Source organism: Agarivorans sp., from assembly GCF_050295395.1.
Classification (GTDB): domain Bacteria; phylum Pseudomonadota; class Gammaproteobacteria; order Enterobacterales; family Celerinatantimonadaceae; genus Agarivorans.
In genome coordinates this window covers 1-17,104 of sequence record NZ_JBNKPP010000202.1, presented here as the reverse complement: position 1 = coordinate 17,104, position 17,104 = coordinate 1, and the positions used below count along the sequence as shown (strand labels likewise).

Annotated in this window: 14 protein-coding genes and 1 pseudogene; 9 read left to right on the top strand and 6 right to left on the bottom strand. The window is 46.2% G+C overall.

From position 1 onward, the window contains the following. The 4 genes and pseudogenes from yebU to ACQY6Q_RS11705 all read right to left on the bottom strand — a co-directional run. A pseudogene (gene yebU / locus ACQY6Q_RS11720) lies at nucleotides 1-309 on the bottom strand (16S rRNA (cytosine(1407)-C(5))-methyltransferase RsmF); the annotation flags it as partial. 11 nt (nucleotides 310-320) lie between these two features. Beyond that, on the bottom strand, nucleotides 321-2,924 hold the full coding sequence (locus tag ACQY6Q_RS11715) for an MlaD family protein (protein ID WP_427981648.1): 2,604 nt from the start codon (nucleotides 2,922-2,924) through the stop codon (nucleotides 321-323). After that, nucleotides 2,917-3,519 carry a paraquat-inducible protein A gene (locus ACQY6Q_RS11710; protein ID WP_427981646.1) on the bottom strand — a complete coding sequence of 201 codons (603 nt, stop codon included), beginning with the start codon at nucleotides 3,517-3,519 and terminating at the stop codon, nucleotides 2,917-2,919. Before ACQY6Q_RS11710 ends, ACQY6Q_RS11715 begins: the two co-directional genes overlap by 8 nt. Then, the gene (locus tag ACQY6Q_RS11705) at nucleotides 3,503-4,123 is read right to left on the bottom strand and encodes a paraquat-inducible protein A (protein ID WP_427981645.1); all 621 of its coding nucleotides are present in this window, start codon (nucleotides 4,121-4,123) and stop codon (nucleotides 3,503-3,505) included. The genes ACQY6Q_RS11710 and ACQY6Q_RS11705 overlap by 17 nt, the downstream gene beginning before the upstream one ends. Before the next feature lie 379 nt (nucleotides 4,124-4,502). Here ACQY6Q_RS11705 and ACQY6Q_RS11700 point away from each other — a divergent pair, with 379 nt between their 5' ends. The 4 genes from ACQY6Q_RS11700 to prc all read left to right on the top strand — a co-directional run bounded on the left by ACQY6Q_RS11700 (nucleotide 4,503) and on the right by prc (nucleotide 7,993). Beyond that, nucleotides 4,503-4,766 (top strand): YebG family protein, encoded by a 264-nt coding sequence (locus ACQY6Q_RS11700; protein ID WP_427981643.1) that lies wholly within the window; start codon nucleotides 4,503-4,505, stop codon nucleotides 4,764-4,766. Then, nucleotides 4,767-5,246: a GAF domain-containing protein gene (locus ACQY6Q_RS11695; RefSeq protein WP_427981641.1), complete on the top strand. Its 480-nt coding sequence runs from the start codon at nucleotides 4,767-4,769 to the stop codon at nucleotides 5,244-5,246. A gap of 81 nt (nucleotides 5,247-5,327) precedes the next feature. Continuing rightward, the gene (gene proQ / locus ACQY6Q_RS11690) at nucleotides 5,328-5,954 is read left to right on the top strand and encodes an RNA chaperone ProQ (RefSeq protein WP_427981639.1); all 627 of its coding nucleotides are present in this window, start codon (nucleotides 5,328-5,330) and stop codon (nucleotides 5,952-5,954) included. 26 nt (nucleotides 5,955-5,980) lie between these two features. Then, nucleotides 5,981-7,993: a carboxy terminal-processing peptidase gene (gene prc, locus ACQY6Q_RS11685; RefSeq protein ID WP_427981637.1), complete on the top strand. Its 2,013-nt coding sequence runs from the start codon at nucleotides 5,981-5,983 to the stop codon at nucleotides 7,991-7,993. Between the two features lie 72 nt (nucleotides 7,994-8,065). Here the strand turns inward: prc and ACQY6Q_RS11680 are convergent, their stop codons facing one another. After that, nucleotides 8,066-9,991, bottom strand: a complete 1,926-nt coding sequence (locus ACQY6Q_RS11680; protein ID WP_427981634.1) for an exoribonuclease II — start codon at nucleotides 9,989-9,991, stop codon at nucleotides 8,066-8,068. 131 nt (nucleotides 9,992-10,122) lie between these two features. Here ACQY6Q_RS11680 and cobO point away from each other — a divergent pair, with 131 nt between their 5' ends. Both cobO and ACQY6Q_RS11670 read left to right on the top strand, forming a co-directional pair. Continuing rightward, the gene (gene cobO, locus ACQY6Q_RS11675; protein ID WP_427981632.1) at nucleotides 10,123-10,719 is read left to right on the top strand and encodes a cob(I)yrinic acid a,c-diamide adenosyltransferase; all 597 of its coding nucleotides are present in this window, start codon (nucleotides 10,123-10,125) and stop codon (nucleotides 10,717-10,719) included. 142 nt (nucleotides 10,720-10,861) lie between these two features. Continuing rightward, nucleotides 10,862-12,154, top strand: coding sequence for a serine dehydratase subunit alpha family protein (locus tag ACQY6Q_RS11670; RefSeq protein WP_427981630.1), 1,293 nt, complete (start codon nucleotides 10,862-10,864; stop codon nucleotides 12,152-12,154). Between the two features lie 27 nt (nucleotides 12,155-12,181). Here ACQY6Q_RS11670 and ACQY6Q_RS11665 read toward each other — a convergent pair whose 3' ends face one another. Further along, the gene (locus ACQY6Q_RS11665; protein WP_427981628.1) at nucleotides 12,182-13,114 is read right to left on the bottom strand and encodes a LysR family transcriptional regulator; all 933 of its coding nucleotides are present in this window, start codon (nucleotides 13,112-13,114) and stop codon (nucleotides 12,182-12,184) included. A 109-nt stretch (nucleotides 13,115-13,223) separates the two neighbouring features. Between ACQY6Q_RS11665 and ACQY6Q_RS11660 the strand changes: the two genes are divergently transcribed. The 3 genes from ACQY6Q_RS11660 to ACQY6Q_RS11650 all read left to right on the top strand — a co-directional run. Next, nucleotides 13,224-14,681, top strand: coding sequence for an NAD-dependent succinate-semialdehyde dehydrogenase (locus tag ACQY6Q_RS11660; protein ID WP_427981626.1), 1,458 nt, complete (start codon nucleotides 13,224-13,226; stop codon nucleotides 14,679-14,681). Between the two features lie 16 nt (nucleotides 14,682-14,697). Then, nucleotides 14,698-15,978, top strand: coding sequence for a 4-aminobutyrate--2-oxoglutarate transaminase (gene gabT, locus ACQY6Q_RS11655; RefSeq protein ID WP_427981623.1), 1,281 nt, complete (start codon nucleotides 14,698-14,700; stop codon nucleotides 15,976-15,978). 168 nt (nucleotides 15,979-16,146) lie between these two features. Next, nucleotides 16,147-17,104 (top strand): chloride channel protein (locus ACQY6Q_RS11650; RefSeq protein ID WP_427981621.1); only part of this gene is annotated, 958 nt, incomplete at its 3' end.

Below are 17,104 nucleotides of genomic sequence, written 5' to 3'. Positions count from 1 at the left end.
CATCGAGCTGGCTTCTTGAATGTAAAATAAGCCTGCATTGTGTTCGGCGGTATTACCCAAGGCAATGGACTCATCTTGGCGCTCTATCCAAAAGCCAGCATCACACCAAGGAATGGGACTAAGTTGCCAAGCTAATTGTGCAGCTAGGGTTTTGAAGTCTTCCACCCTGATCTTTAAGGTATTCACTCGAATACTTTTACGCATTGCTTGCTGGCAGATGGCTTTAAAGCTAGCCAAACTCAAATCACTAGGCAGATCTTGCTCAATGCGTTCAATGAATTTGGCTGGAAATTTAATTGTTTTAGTCAAAATTACAAAGTTTATGGCTCAATCGATGGGCTCCATTGTAGCCATTTTTCCTCGTATGTGGACTGTAATTCAAATTTATCTTGGTCCTGCGCTGCACTAGCGTAAGGTTTGTCGTCAGGAGTCGCGAAGGCGATACCGCCAGTTAATAAAGTCTCGACGGAATCGAGACGAATATCGGCGCCACCCAAACCGAATTTAAGGTCTACACCGGAGGCGTTCCAAAATACGCTGTTTTGGCGAACTAAATGGCGGTATTCACTAGTGATACTTAAGCGAGCTAATATTTGCGAGCCGTCGGCAGCGAGCTTAGCGTCATCAACTTTGCCGACTTGGAACTGTTTGTACAGTACTGGGCTACCGATTTTTAATGACCCAAAATGGCGACTGCTTAACCAAAGGTGCAAGCTATTCTGGTCACTCTCTGGGGCTTGCTGAAACAGTGGAAAATTCAGCGTCGGTTTACCTTTGCCTGGAAGGGCATTAATAAAATCACCTTTGACTAAGGTGTCTAGGTTTTTCACCGAGCTGAGGCTAATAGAGGCACTTTCCTGCCAGTAGCGACTGCCTGCTCGTGCGAAATCGCGATAGTAAGGAAAGTCCAGATCGGCTTTAGCATAGAGGGTTTTTAGATCTTCGCTAAAACGTAGCGAGTCAATTTTACCTATTTGTTGGCCTTTATATTTAATTGGCATATTGGCATAAATGCCTTCACTATTGTTGGTACTTAGCTCGATAGCAAGGTGGCGTCTAGTGGCGTCTTGCTTGCTACGATAGAGCGTAGGGATACTCTCTTTGGCCAACTCATCAAAATTATCGAAGCTAACTCCACCCATCACTAAGGCTTTTAGTGATTCGCTGTTTATCGACAAACCTTCTAAACTGGCTTTCACTTCAATCCCTGAGGCATGCCAGAAACGACTGCTGTCGGTAACCAAATGTTTATAACTACCATCAATATGTAAGCTGACTACTATCTGGCCATCGGTTTGTAATTGATATCCGCTGACTTTACCCACCGGAACTCGACGATAGAGCACCGGAACACCTTCCGCTATTGAGCCTAAATAGTCGGTACTTAAGCTTAGTTTAAGGGGTTTTAGGGTTTTCCCCTTGGATAGCTCGGCGGCTTTTTTATTCTGGTAAAGCTTAAAGTTATGCTGAGTAGCTGGCGAATCAGACAGCCCTGGCAACAGCATGATTGGGCTTTGAATAAAACCCGATAATCCTGAGCTTTCTACGCTAATGCCGTTAAAATCGGCGGCAATTTCTAAGGGGCTTTGTTGGTAGAAACGGCTGTATTGGGTAAGTAAATCGCGGTATTCGGCATGAATATAAGCCTTGAGTTGGAATTTTTTATTCTGTACTTGTACTGCGTTCACTTTACCAATGTTTAAACCTTTGTAGAGAATTGGACTGTCTTTAGTCACACCGTTTAGTTCATCGCTAGTTAGGCTAAAGACTCGACTACCAGCAGGAGCAGGAGGCTCTAGGCTTAGCCTAAAATTCTTTGCTAGCGGGCCATCAGCGGAAAAAACCTCAATTTGTTTAGCCCCAATCAGTGCACTGAGGTTTTTTACACCGTTTAGGCTAATATCGGGCTGTAGCAGCAGTAGCTGACTGTTCTCGGTGAATAGGTCTTCATACTTAGGTTCGATTAGCGCATTGGCTTGAAACTGCTGATGATCGTCACTGATCTCAATATCATTGATAAAGCCCACTACGTTGCCGCGGTACAGCAATTTACTGTGTTTGGCTACTAGGCCGTTTTGCTGTTGCATGCTGATGCTAATGGGGGTTCCGCGCTGGGAACTCTTGAGATTATCAAATAGGGTAAATTGCTGGCTGGCTTCGGCCTGTTGCGACCGTGCGGGGCTATCGAAACTGACACCGCCACTAATCACACTAGCCAAGCTTTCGCTGTCTATTTGCACGCCATCTAAAGAAATATCGGCTTTAAAGCCGCTTACGTTCCAAAAGCGGCTATCTTGTTTCACCAAGTCGGCAAACTGCGGTTTGATTAAGATATCAAATTCTACCTGCTGCTGTTGATTGAGCTGGTAGCGCTGTACTTCGCCTACGCGAATTTTTTTGAAGTAAACACCAGAGCCTATAGTTAATGAGCCTAAGTTGTCTGCCAGCAGGCGCAGATTAAGCCCTTTACCGCGAATAATGTTAGGTGGTTCACTCAAGGCCACAAAATGTTCACTGGGCTTGCCATTGCCGGGGTTTAACTCGATGTAGTTACCCGACACCAAGGCGTCTAATCCACTGATTTCTGTGATTGATGCTTTAGGAGTAACCAGCCAGAATTGGCTATCGGCGGTGAGTAATGTTTCTGCTTCTCTTTTGATTTCTGCGTTAACAATAACACCTTCTAAATTTGGTGCCAGCTCAACCGATTTTACTACGCCAATATCGAGGCCCTGATAAAATATCTGGGTCTCGCCAGCGGTGATGCCTTTAGCGCTGTCGAATTGAATATCAATGCTAATACCTGCTTCCGACCAAGCTTTAAATAACAGCCATGCTCCGAGCAATACAGCCAGGGTAGGTAAGAGCCAAATAGGGGAGATGACTTTTTCTTTTTTTATCTCTGGCGCACTGGCGTTATTCAAGTTGGGCATCCCATATTAAACGTGTGTCAAAAGACTTAGCAGCAAACAGCGTTAGCATTACCACCGCACCAAAGGCGGTGGCCCCGGGGCCGGCTTCTACACCGACCAAGTTATTACGCTCAAATACCGCAATCATAATCGACAGCACGAATAAATCGAGCATCGACCACTTACCAATTATGTCTATGATTCTATAGATAACAATACGTTGGCGGCTATCTAAATTTACATGAAAATGCAGGCTTAGTAATATCACTATTAGTCCCAGCAGTTTCATCACCGGAACCACGATGCTGGCAACAAAGACCACGATAGCAATACTGACCATATCGTCTTTAATCAGGCTAATCACCCCCGACATAATGGTTTCGTACTGAGGAGCACCGCGAGTAGTGAGAACGGTAATGGCCATTAAATTTGCCGGGAATAAACCAATACAGGCGGCAATTATAAACGCCCAGCAGCGCTGGGTGCTTTGAGGAATGCGACTATGTACCCGCATATGACAGCGCTGGCAGTGACTTTGCTGCATGGGTAGCACCATGTGGCAGTGGCCACACAGCTTTAAGCCAACTTGTTTAGCGGATGTCGGCATAACGCTCCCAGTACTCAGATGGGTCGAGTCGTTGAATTAAACGGGTGGACAAAAATAAGGTAATGCAGATACACCAAAGGCCATAGCCAAGGTGGATTTCGGCAAAATCCACCAGTTTTACCAAGGCGACTAAAAAGCTCACGATGTACACTTCTATCATGCTCCAGTGAATCAGATCTTCTTGAAAGTGCAGGGCGGTAGCGAGCCATGGTGATTTCCAAGCAATGCTCAAAGAAAATGAGGTGTAACAGACCAGACTAAATAATAAGATTGGTGCGATAAAACTAGCCAAAAATACACAAAACCCAACTAGATAATAGCCGTGATCTAACAGTAATAAGGTTCCCCGAAGAATGTTAGCGGAGCTGGGAATATTTAAAAATGAAAAGCTAAGTAAGGGGTAAGTGTTAGCCAGTATCACCATAATCAGGCAGCATAGCGCCAAAGCTAGCTGGCTGGAAAAGCGTGGTTTACTTCCTCGACATAAGCGGTGTTTACAGCGCGGGCACACCAATATCTGCCCAGATTGGCATAGATGGCCTGCTTCGATCAATAAGTCGCAGCTGGGACAGATAGTTAGCTTTGATATATCAGGAGTTTCCATGATGGTTATATTAGCGAAATCTAGCTCACTGTGCTGAACAAATTTGGCATTAGGGTCTGTTGACCTTTTGCGTTAACTTTTGCAGCTGAGTGTTTGGCTTTTATACAAGGCAGAGCCTGTGTAGCATAGTTATTCTATGTAAATAGGCGATAACACCGTAGAAAAGCCAAACACAGGCTGCCCGAAGGGTTCATTTAAAAGCCATTTACTCTTTGTTGTAGCTCGTTTATATAGAGTAACTATACATTACTCGCTACGCCTCAATTAAATGGCTTTTAATTTGAATAAATTCTAACTTCGAAAGGTTAACAGACCCTAGTAGTTTAAATGTTATTGATGCATACTACCCTGTATATAAAAACAGTAAGCGGAGGCAGCGGTGGCTGTAATTATTAAATATGTCGTCGAACGCAACGGTGTAGAAAAAATGACTTTTAGTTCAAAAAAAGAGGCGGACAACTACGACAAAATGCTGGATGTGGCAGATCAACTTACCTTAATGATTCGTCATGCCGAGCCTGACTTAAGCGAACAACAGGCGGAAAACCTTGGTTTTTACTTATCGACACAACGAGATGCGCTACAAAAAGTATTAAAAGGACAGGAGTTTGAGGTATCAATGTTAGAACAGGTGGGTGAATAGGTGGAACAGTTATCAGCAGCCTATCAGACCTTAGGTAAACAGTTAGACGCCATTCTCGACCCTAAATTACCGTTGGTGTCTAACTTAGCTAATTTTTCGGCCTTATTGTGGTTAGAAATGGATAATATTAATTGGGTCGGTAGTTACCTCATCAGTTCCACTAAAGAGCAATTATTTTTAGGCCCATTTCAAGGTAAACCTGCTTGTACCACAATTGCCGTGGGTAAAGGTGTGTGCGGAGAAGCATTCCAACAAGCGCGTACGTTAAGGGTGGCAGATGTTCATGCCTTTCCCGGTCATATTGCCTGTGATGCGGCTAGTGAGTCTGAAATAGTGGTTCCGTTTTACCGTAATGGACAACTTTTTGGGGTGATTGATATAGACAGTCCACAAGCGTCCCGCTTCGACGAAACCGACCAAGTAGGCATCGAGTATTTAGTTAAGCTGTTGGAAAATAAACTCGGAGAAGAGCATTTTTAATGGCTTTTCAATATACGCTCACTATAATAGCCGAAATCAGCCGTGTAGCTGTACCAGTAAAGATGTATAAGAAAGGTCATCATGGAACAAACTAATAAACTGAAAAATAGCAAAGAAGTTATTCAATATTTGGCAACGCAATTCCCCAACTGTTTTTCTACAGAAGGTGAAGCCAAGCCACTTAAAATTGGTATTTTTCAGGACTTAGCCGAGCGTCTTAAAGAAGACGAGAAAGTGAGTAATACCGTATTACGCTCTGCGTTGCGTCAATATACGTCTAGCTGGCGTTACCTACATGGCGTTAAAGTTGGCTCTAAGCGTGTTGACTTAGACGGTGTTGAAGGCGCAGAAATCGAGCAAGAGCATGTAGAACATGCACAAAAAACCTTGAAAGAAAGCAAAGATAAAGCATTTGCAAATAAAAAGGCGCAAGCCGAAAAAGCCAATAAGGCTAAGCCTGCGGCTAAAGCAAAAGCGGATTTCAAACGTACTAGCAAACCTAAACCAAGTTCAACTAAGCCGGTTGCAGAACCAAAGCCAGTTGAAAAACTAGACAGTAAAGACTTGGTGGCTGGTAAAGAGGTACGGGTATTAGTCGGTAAAACACCCATGCCTGGTCAAATCTCTGAAGTCACAAAAGATGGCATTGCAGTTACATTGAAAAGCGGTATGTTAGTTAAAGTTAAAGCTGAACACATCGTTGCATAATTGATTTGGTAATGAGATAGGTGCCTATGAAATATTTGAGCCGTTTAGGGCTATTTTTTTTAACTTTTAGTTTTTCAACGCTGTTGTTGGCGCAAACGCCGATCTTAGGTGAGGATGCGCTTCCAACTTTAAGCCAGCAGAGCCAACACGCAACAGCAGCAAAAAGAATCAGTGCCTTATACACCCGCTCTCACTATCGTAGTGTGCCCTTCGATGATCAGCTCTCTAGCAAAATATTTGATAAGTATATTGAACATCTAGACAGCAACCGTAGCTTATTTTTAGAAGAAGATATACGCCGCTTCGAACGCTACCGTTATAGTCTCGATCAAGATATTCCAGCGGGCCGTTTAGAGCCGCTTTTTGCCATGTTTGATTTGTCGTTACGCCGCCGTTATCAACAGTTGGTTTACTCGCTGCAGGTCATCGATGACACCATGGACTTCAGCATAGACGAACAATATCAGTTTGATCGTAGAGAAGCTGAATGGCCTAAGACCCAAGCTGAAATTAAAGAGTTATGGCGACTAAAAGTTAAATATGACGCTTTGAGTTTGAAACTGGCTGGGCGCGAGCACGACAAAATCGTCGAAGTGTTAGCCAAGCGCTATAACAGTGCAATTAAACGACTGGTGCAAACTGAAAGTGAAGACGTATTTCAAACCGCTATGAATGCCTATTCTCGTAGCATTGAACCTCATACAAGTTACCTTTCCCCACGCACTGCCGAACGCTTTAAAATGGAAATGAATCTTTCCTTAGAAGGCATTGGTGCAGTGCTGCAAGGCGAAGATGAATACACCGTTATTCGTAGCCTAGTACCTGGTGGGCCGGCTGCCTTAAGTAACCAGCTTGGTCCAGATGATAAAATCGTTGGTGTAGCCCAAGGTGAGGACGAAATAGTCGACATCATTGGTTGGCGACTAGACGATGTGGTGGATTTAATTAAAGGTCCGAAAGGAACAACCGTACGTTTGGAAGTGCTGTCTGCCGGTGGCAAGGTGGATGGTAAAACTAAGATTGTTGATATCGTTCGTGACAAAGTACGCTTGGAAGATCGTGCTGCCAAAAGTGAAGTGCTTGAGCTGGAAGGCGAGAAGGTAGGGGTGCTTACCGTGCCTAGCTTCTACGTCAACTTGAGCGAAGATGCGGCCAAAGAACTGGATAAGCTTAAACAACAGGGTATTAGCTCGCTAGTGGTTGACCTTAGAGGTAACGGCGGCGGTGCATTAACCGAAGCTACTGCTTTAACCGGTTTGTTTATTCCGCAGGGGCCGGTGGTACAAGTTCGTGATCAGTTAGGACGGATCAGCGTCAATAACGATACCAGTAATTCGGTGACCTATCGTGACCCGATGGTGGTATTGATTGACCGTTACAGTGCTTCTGCTTCCGAAATTTTTGCTGCGGCCCTACAAGATTACGGTCGGGCGATTGTTATCGGTGAGCACAGTTATGGTAAAGGCACGGTGCAACAACACCGAGGCTTAGGTCGTATTTATGATTTGTACGAAAATGAGCTAGGTCACGTGCAGTACACCATTGCTAAGTTTTACCGAATTAACGGTGGCAGCACTCAGCACCGTGGCGTGATTCCAGATATTGCTTATCCTGCGGCGCTTCCGCCTGAAGAAACCGGGGAAAGTGTTGAGGATAATGCCTTGCCTTGGGATAAAATTAAAGCTGCGGATTACCATACTATTGCTGACTTAAGTTCGTACATTGCGCCTTTAAATAACAAGCACTTGGCGAGAATCGAACATGATCCAGAGTTTCAGTACATCATTAGCGACATAGCTGAGTATCGTAAAGATAAAGATACCACTTCAATTAGCTTAAATGAGAAAACTCGTATTGCTCTGCGCGATGAAAAAGAACAGCAGCAGCTAGAGCGCTTAAATGAACGTTTACAACGTCTAGGTTTAGAGCCAGTGAAAAAACTGGAAGATGCGCCAAAGGATATTGAGTTAGAAGACGCTTATTTAACTGAAGCGGCAGAAATCGCCATCGATTATTTAAAGTTATTGAAAGCTAGTTAAGTCTTTAATTAATATATAAACAAAGAGGCCAGCATCACGCTGGCCTCTTTGTTTGTGCTTAGTATCTATTAATTAGCAAGGACTCGCCACAATGCTTTGTTGTAGCTTTTTCACTTCGCTAATGGTTACCGTGATCACGTCCCCTAGCTGATACTGTCGTTCTTTATTGCTCAAGCTGCCCATTTCACTATCAATAGTCAGCTCTTCTTTATCCTCTGCCAGTTTCGATTTAGGAATAAATGCAGAAGCGCCGCTGGCGAGTAAACGAATATTTAAACCACCACGATTAATGTTGGTCACTTCAGCTTCTAGTTCAGCCTTAGGATCTTGTTCGGCAAAGTATTCGCAATATAGGTAGTTTGCCATTTCGCGCTCGGCTATGCGTTGTCGTTTACGGCAATCCACCAAATGCTCAGCTAGCTGCTCGTCTAGTGGAGAGCTAGGTGTTTCACCTTTAAGCACCGATTTAATTAAACGGTGGTTTAACAAATCACTGTATTTTCTTATCGGCGAAGTCCAAGTCGCGTACTTGGGCTCACCTAAACCAAAGTGAGCTAAGCCCTGCGGCTGATAAACCCCAAAGTTGTAGTGACGTTTAACTAATTGATCTAGGGTTTTGTTTTCACTGGCGGTAATCTGACGTCTTAATTGGCAAAAGTAATCTAGCTCGGTTAAACGCTGTTTTTCTACCGTGATGTCGAATTTAGCCAGTAATTCTACCAAGCTGTCGAGTTTTTCTGGTTTAAAACCTGAGTGACAACTAAATACCCCATAACCCAAGTGCTCATCCAGGAAACGTCCACCACATATATTGGCCGCTACCATGGCTTCTTCTACCATTTTATTGGCGCTGCGCCGAGCTTGGCGAAGAATATCGATTACCTGTCCTTTGTTATCTAACACAAACTCATAATCGGATTGATCGCCAAATACAGAAGTATGCTCAGCGCGCCATTGATGCCGCTGCTGGCTAAGTTCATTAAGCTGGCGCAGCGCTTCAACTAAGTCCGGCTGGTCAGCAAAGTCTTGGTTATTCTGCTCAATAAAGTCTGACACCTGTTGATAGCTGAGTCGGTGTTTTGATTGCACTGTCGCTAAATAGAACTCCGCACCGTCGAGTAACAGACCATCGAAGGCGATTTTCATTTGGCAAACTAATGCTGGGCGAGTTTGCTCGGCCTGCAGGGAGCAATAATCATTAGCCAGTTGGCTGGGCATCATCGGCACGGTGCGCGCGGGCAAGTACAGAGTGAAGGCGCGTTGTTTGGCTGCCAGCTCTAATTGACTACCACTGCTGATGTAAGCGCTAGGATCGGCAATCGCCACTTGCAATAACCAATGATCGCTTTGCTTACTGACAGCAATGGCGTCATCCATATCTTTGGTATTGTCACCATCGATAGTAAAAAACAGTTGTTGGCTTAAGTCTTTGCGCTCACAGTCTTGATCAATAATTTGTAATTCATCGGCAACATCGGGCTGGTCCCAGGCTAAGTCGTGCTTGGCGGTAGTCGCTTTCCAGCGGGCAAAATTGTCGTCTTTGTCGGCAATGTGCTTAATGATTTCTGCCTGGAAATGTTGCTCGTTGAGTGCGTGTTTGAGTAATTTGGCCATTACCCAGTCACCCTCGTTGATAGTGATTCCCTGATCTTTTTTCACTCTAGCATTAAGCAAGTTATTGATGAGCGGATGGTCGACCTTCAGCTTGGTGCGTTTGTCGACAAATTTAACCCGTGCCACAAAGGTGTCGAGAGCGGCTTCGACTAAACTTTCTGGCTCGGCAGATTCCTTGCCTTTGTCTTCGCGAAGCGCTGCGGTAATACGGTCACCGTGAACCAGCTTCTTCATCATGGGTGGCGCAATAAAGTAGCTTTTTTTATTGTCAGTCTGAAGAAACCCAAAGTTCTTTTCGGTTGCTTTTACCACACCTTCAACGGTGGGAATGGTTTCTCTAATTTGCTGTTTAAGCTGCGCTAATAGAGGGTTATCTTTAAGCATAGAAGCGTCCATCATTTATCAAGTGGGCACTATACCCAAAGGTTTATTGGTATTCTAGCGAAACAGTGCTGGTTTAGCGGGTTTCGCTCAGGCTAAACTAGCCCCTAACAACATAAAATGAGAAGGCAGGGATGAGTAAAGACCAACAAAAACATCAACAACGTCAGCAAAAAATCAAAGACCAAGTGGATCAAAAAATCGAGCAAGCGCAAATCGAGAAGGGTTTGCTGTTGGTGATTACTGGTAATGGTAAGGGGAAATCCACCGCCGGCTTTGGCAACGTATTACGTGCTACCGGTCATGGTTATAAGGCTTGCGTTGGCCAGTTTATCAAGGGCGGATGGGACTGCGGAGAGCGCAATTTATTGGAGCAACATCAGGTGGAATTTGCCGTGATGTCTACCGGTTTTACTTGGGAAACCCAAAACCGCGAGTTGGATACTCAAGCAGCTCAAGAGGTATGGCAGCGTTGTAAGCAATGGTTGAGTGATCCTTCCATTTACTTGGTATTACTTGATGAACTCACTTACATGCTTAGTTATGACTATTTGGATGTAGACGAAGTGGTTAGCGCCATCGCCAATCGACCGGCCGAACAAAGCGTAGTAGTAACCGGGCGCGCATGTCATCGTAAACTGATCGAAATCGCCGATACTGTATCCGAAGTGAAAAATGTTAAACATGCCTTTGAAGCGGGAGTAAAGGCGCGCCAAGGTATCGACTGGTAGTGCTCACTTGAGTAAATACCACTAATTATATTTCGATATTGAGTTTTTCTTTCTAATAAATTCTTAAGTTAAGAAAAACTCGCCATATTTTTCTGCGCCTTGGTGGGTACACTGAGTTTAGGTTTCTTAAGCAGACATTCTCATGAAAAATTGGCAGCAATACATCGCTTTGGTTCAACAACAAGTCGTACCCGCATTAGGCTGCACTGAACCCGTCACCGTTGCCTTAGCCAGTGCTAAGGCAGCGCAAGTGTTACAAGCCCAACCAGAGTATCTGCACGTTCAAGTTAGCCCAAATCTCTACAAAAATGGCATGGGTGTGTTCATTCCCGGCACCGGCCAAACTGGGCTTATTATGGCCGCGGCTCTAGGCGCTACCGGAGGCGATGCTGATTTAGGTTTGCAAGTATTAGCCAATGTGTCAAAGCCCGCTTTAACTCAAGCCAAACAACTTGTTAGTCAGAATAAAGTGTCGCTTAGCATGTGCGATAGCGAAGATGTCCTGTTTACCGTGGTGATTGCTGGCTTTGGCGGGCGCGAGGTAGAAGTGTGTATTGCTCAGGCCCATACTCGCTTTGAGTATATTAAGGATCAAGGCAAGCTTATTTATCAGGCCGAAGCGGCAGGCAAGGCTTCCCAGCAACAGGTAATGAGCCCTGATTCAAACTTAGCCGACATCCTGCAGTTTGTTGAGCAAGTTCCACTAGCGCAAATTGCTTTTATTGGTCGCGCTGCCGAGCTTAATGGTGAGTTAGCCAAAGAGGGCTTAAGTGGCCACTATGGTTTGGCCTTGGGTGCAAGCCTACAAGCGCAAGTGGCTAAGGGCTTGTTAAGCGATGATTTAATGACCAAGGCGATGAGTTTAGGCGCTGCCGCTTCCGATGCGCGTATGGGCGGAGCGATGCTAGCTGCGATGAGTAATTCGGGGAGTGGTAATCAGGGCATTGCTGCCACCATGCCCATTTTGGCCTATGGTGAATTAAAAGCGCTGAGCGAGGAACAATTGCTTAGGGCATTGATGTTAAGCCATTTAGTGGCGATTTATGTGAAGGCGCAACAAAACAAACTGTCGGCACTATGTGCCGCTACCACCGCATCAATGGGGGCTTGCGCTGCGCTAACTTGGTTGATGGGCGGCGACTTGGCCACTATTCACCGAGCGATTAACGCCATGGTGGCCGATGTGTCGGGGGTATTTTGTGACGGGGCTAAAGCAGGCTGCGCCATGAAGGTTTCTACTGGGGCAAGCAGTGCGGTGAAGTCGGCGATTTTGGCCATGGCCGGCCATGGCGTATCGGCCCAGCAAGGCATAGTATTTGAGTCTGCCGATGCCAGTATTGCTCAACTAGGGCAGCTGTCTAAAACCGCTATGTTAGCCACCGATCAAGCGATTATTGCCACTATGCAAGCTAAACAAAATCAGCTAGCGAGTTAAGCTGCAGGCTTTCCCCTCATTGCTTCGCTATAGCTTGGTTTGTTGCTTAAACACCCGCTGCAACTCGGCCATACCTAGGGCAACTTTTTCTTTTTCGTTGGGGTTCATCTTCTGCACTAGGCTCAGCTCGAAGGGGTAGTGTAGCTGGTCGGGTTTAATCAGGCGGATCTGTTGGCTTTGTAAGTAGGGTTTTAGCTCACTCTTAGGCAGGTAGCCGATAAACGCACCAGATAAAATCAGCGCGACTCGGCTATCAAACTGGTAACCCTTGGCGCCAAAATTAAGCTGGGCTAATAAATCACGGCCCATTGGGTTTAACTCGATGCCTGGGTGGATCGCCGAATACTGAGCTAACAGCTTTTCGTCGATGTCTTGGTCGTCCACATGATAAAGCTCGGAGCTTTGCGCTACCGATAAATACAACTGCTCACTAAACACTACCTCGCTGACCAAGCCGTCGATTTTCCTATAGGCCGGATAAAAGCCAATATGGGCACGGTTGCTGATGAGGGCCGCCTCGATATTGGCCACGGTTTCCATATTTAAAGAGATACATAAGCGCGGCGCTTGTTTCTTAATGGCCGCCACCGCACGGCCAATATTGTGAATGCTGTGTTGGTCGAGTAGGTCGGAATACAAGATAACCAGTTCTCCGCTTAAGGTTTTACCTAGGTTATCCACTAAGCTGCCAAACTCCTGAATTGAAGAAAACAGCTTCAAACAGGCTTGATAAACCACCTGACCTCGCTCTGTTAGGGCAAAGCCGCTGCGGCCTCGTACGCATAGCTTAATATTCATGCGACTTTCAAGGCTGGCCATGTGCACACTAATCGTTGAGCGGGTAATCCCAAGGCTACTCTCGGCAGCGGCAAAGCCACCATGCTCTACCACCGCTTTAAATACCCGCAGTAGTCGAAGATCGTATTCACTGAGCTGCTTAGTATTGCTGGGATCTAACATAGGTTTATCTACTTCAAACTAAAGTTTTATTGTTTGATATTTAACATCGTTTTATTTTGATATTCAATGACTATTACCTGCAATTCAGCCAGTAAATGAGTGACAAGCAATGGAAGCGATAAACAACTTAAACTTGGTAAAAAACCAGTCTTATATTAATGGTCAATGGTATGCCTCTGAACACAAGTTCAGCGTGTCTAATCCGGCTAATCAACAAGTTATTGCCACCCTGGATGATGCCGGCTGTGCTGGCGTAGCAAGCGCCATTGCCGCGGCAAAGAGTGCTTTCAAAACATGGTCTGCCACGTCGGCCAATGAACGTGCCAAATTACTACGCCGTTGGTATGAATTGATGTTGGAACATCAAGATGATTTGGCCAGCATACTGACTCAAGAACAAGGTAAACCTTTGGCCGAAGCCAAAGGCGAAATAGCCTATGGTGCGGCTTTTTTAGAATGGTTTGCCGAAGAAGCCAAGCGGGTTTATGGCGATACTATTCCTGCACCTAGTGGCGATAAGCGCATTGTGGTGGTGAAGCAACCGGTAGGGGTGGTGGCTGCGGTTACGCCGTGGAACTTCCCCAATGCGATGATTGCGCGTAAAGCCGCCGCCGCACTGGCCGCCGGTTGTACCTTTGTGGTACGCCCCGCTCAGCTTACGCCGCTATCGGCCTTGGCCATGGCCGAACTCGCGGAACAAGCAGGGATCCCAGCTGGCGTATTTAACGTGGTGGTGGGCGAGGACGCCCGCGGCATGGGTAAATTGCTGACCGAGAGCCCCGATGTCGCCAAATTCACCTTTACAGGCTCTACCGCAGTGGGCAAACAATTAATTGCTCAGTGCGCTTCTACGGTTAAAAAAGTCTCTATGGAGCTGGGCGGCAATGCGCCATTTATTGTATTTGATGATGCCGATTTAGACGCCGCCGTACAGGGAGCCATCGCCTCTAAGTATCGTAATGCCGGTCAAACCTGTGTTTGTGCCAACCGTTTTTTAGTGCAAAAAGGGGTTTACCAAGCCTTTAGCGAAAAACTCGCCAAAGCGGTTGCCGAGCTAAAAATCGGTAATGGTTTAGCCGAAGGGGTTGCGATTGGCCCAATGATTAGCGAGCAAGCCAAGAACGATGTCGACAAACTGGTTAAGGCTTCGCTAGAGCAAGGTGCCAGAGTGTTATGTGGCGGTGAAGCCGACTCTGCTGGTCCGCAGTTTTACCAAGCCACCATTATGACTGGGGTTACCAACGACATGCCGATTGCCAAAAACGAGATTTTTGGTCCAGTAGCACCGCTGATTATGTTTGAAGACGAACAGCAAGCGCTAGCCATGGCCAATGATACAGAATATGGCTTAGCCGCGTATTTTTATACCCGCGATATTGGCCGCGTGTGGCGAGTAGCCGAAGGGCTCGAATACGGCATGGTGGGGATTAACGAAGGTATTATTTCTAATGCCGCAGCGCCGTTTGGTGGGGTAAAACAATCCGGTAATGGCCGCGAAGGCTCTCACTATGGCCTAGATGATTACACCGAAATTAAATATTTGTGCATGGGCGGCTTAAGCGCTTAATTCAAGGAAGACGATAATGACAAACCAACAATTGCAACAAAGAAAACAAGCCGTTATCGCACGGGGTCAAGGCAATATCTACCCGGTGTATGTGGAGCGGGCGCTTAACTCTGAAATTTGGGATGTAGAAGGCAAACGCTACATCGATTTTGGCACTGGCATTGCGGTATGTAATACCGGCCACAGTCACCCCAAAGTGGTGGAAGCGGTAAAACAGCAGCTTGATAAATTTAGCCATACCTGTGTGATGGTCAATCCCTACGAAAGCGCAGTGGCGCTAGCCGAAAAACTAGTCAAACTGGCACCGGGAGAGAGCGAGAAGAAAGCCATATTTGTTACCACTGGTGCCGAGGCGGTAGAAAACGCGGTAAAAATTGCGCGGGCAAAAACGGGGCGTCGCGGCGTGATTGCCTTTAATGGTGGCTTCCATGGGCGAACTAACCTCACCATGGCCTTAACTGGCAAAATCAGTCCTTATAAACATTTGTTTGGCCCCTTTGCCGGAGAAATCTACCATGTGCCTTTCCCAATGGACGCTCATGGCGTGAGCTGTGAACAAAGCCTGAAAGCTATTCACAATTTATTTAAAGTGGATATTGCACCACAAGACGTAGCGGCCATGATCATTGAACCTATTCAGGGTGAAGGGGGTTTTTATCCAGCTCCAGCTAGTTTCTTACAAGCACTGCGCGACTTGTGTGATGAACACGGTATTGCCTTGATTGTTGATGAAATTCAAAGTGGTTTTGGTCGCACCGGTAAAATGTTCTGCCATGAAGATGCGGGTATTGAAGCTGACTTGATCACCATGGCTAAAGGCATTGCTGGCGGCTTCCCACTATCGGCGGTAGTGGGTAAAAGCGAATTTATGGACGCGCCATTACCGGGCGGATTGGGCGGCACTTACGGTGGCTCGCCTATTGCCTGCGCCGCGGCTTTGGCGGTGCTGGAACAAATCGAGCAACAGCAGTTAGTGGCACGCGCCCAGCACATTGGTGAGCGTTTCGAGCACTACCTTGGCCAGCTTAAAGGTGATTTCCCGCAGCACATTAGTGAAGTGCGTATTGCCGGTGCCATGATTGCTATCGAACTATGTAAAGACGGCGATCCTGAGCAAGCTAATACTGAACTCACTCAAGCGCTTATTGCTCATGCACCTGCCTACGGTTTGGTATTGTTGGCCTGTGGCTTCTACGGCAACGTATTACGTTTCTTACCTGCCTTAACTATTGAAGATGACATTCTCGATGAAGGCATGCAGCAGTTCGCCAAGATGTTTGCCGCCTTAGCTAAGTAAGTTAAGGCTCTCGTTTATAACGGGCCTTTTGGCCCGTTTTTTTATGCTCAAAGGCTATACAAGTATTAGCGGCTTCGATATGTTGTTATCTAAGGTTATGATTAACAGTCATCTTTTCTGTTAAACTCGCGCCTCGAAAATAGTCACAGCGTAAATTTAGGAAGTGCAATGTCGAGCCCTCTTCGCAATAGTCCCCAATCCATCTTAACCATGCTTCGTTGGTTGCTATTGCTGATCCCCCTAGCTTTGGTAGTGGGCTCATTGAATGCATTATTTCTTTGGTTATTAGAATGGGCCAGCGATACGCGGGCCGTTAAGCCGTACTTACTGTACTTTTTGCCACTTGCAGGCGTGGCGGTGGTGTTTATTTATCGCCGTTTTGGTAAAAATGCCGAGGCCGGCAATAACCTGATCATCGATGAGATTCATCAACCCGGAGCGGGCATTCCTGCACGAATGGCGCCTTTGGTATTGTTGTCTACGGTGGTGACTCATTTATTTGGTGGCTCGGCGGGGCGCGAAGGTACCGCGGTGCAAATTGGCGGAGCCTGCAGTGCGGCTTATGGGCGTTTTTTTAAGCTAAGCGGTCACGATTACCAAATTTTGCTTAGCGCTGGTGTGGCGGCCGGTTTTGCCGCGCTATTTAGTACCCCCTTGGCGGCAACGGTATTTGCTTTGGAAGTATTGGCGGTAGGGCGGATCCGCTTTGATTCGGTGATCCCCGCCTTATTTGCTGCCATTCTTGCCGATTTAGTGTGTACCGCTTGGGGCACGCCGCATACTCAATACAAGGTGGATTTTCTTGAACATGTGATGTTATTTCACCATTTAGTCCATGTTGATTTGCTGTTATTAGGCAAAGTGCTGCTGGCCTCGATTGCTTTTGGTATTGCCGGATTTTTGTTTGGCGAAACCACCTTCATCTTCAAAGATCTATTTAAACATACCCTAAAAAATCCCTATCTTATCGCGGTGGTGGGCGCTGTGATTGTGATTGCCATTGTTAGTTTAATTGGCCATCAGGATTACGTAGGTTTGGGGGTGAACGCTTATCGCGAGGGCGGGGTGAGCATTATTAGCGCCTTTAGCGAAGGTGGAGCAGAATGGTATAGCTGGATGCTAAAAC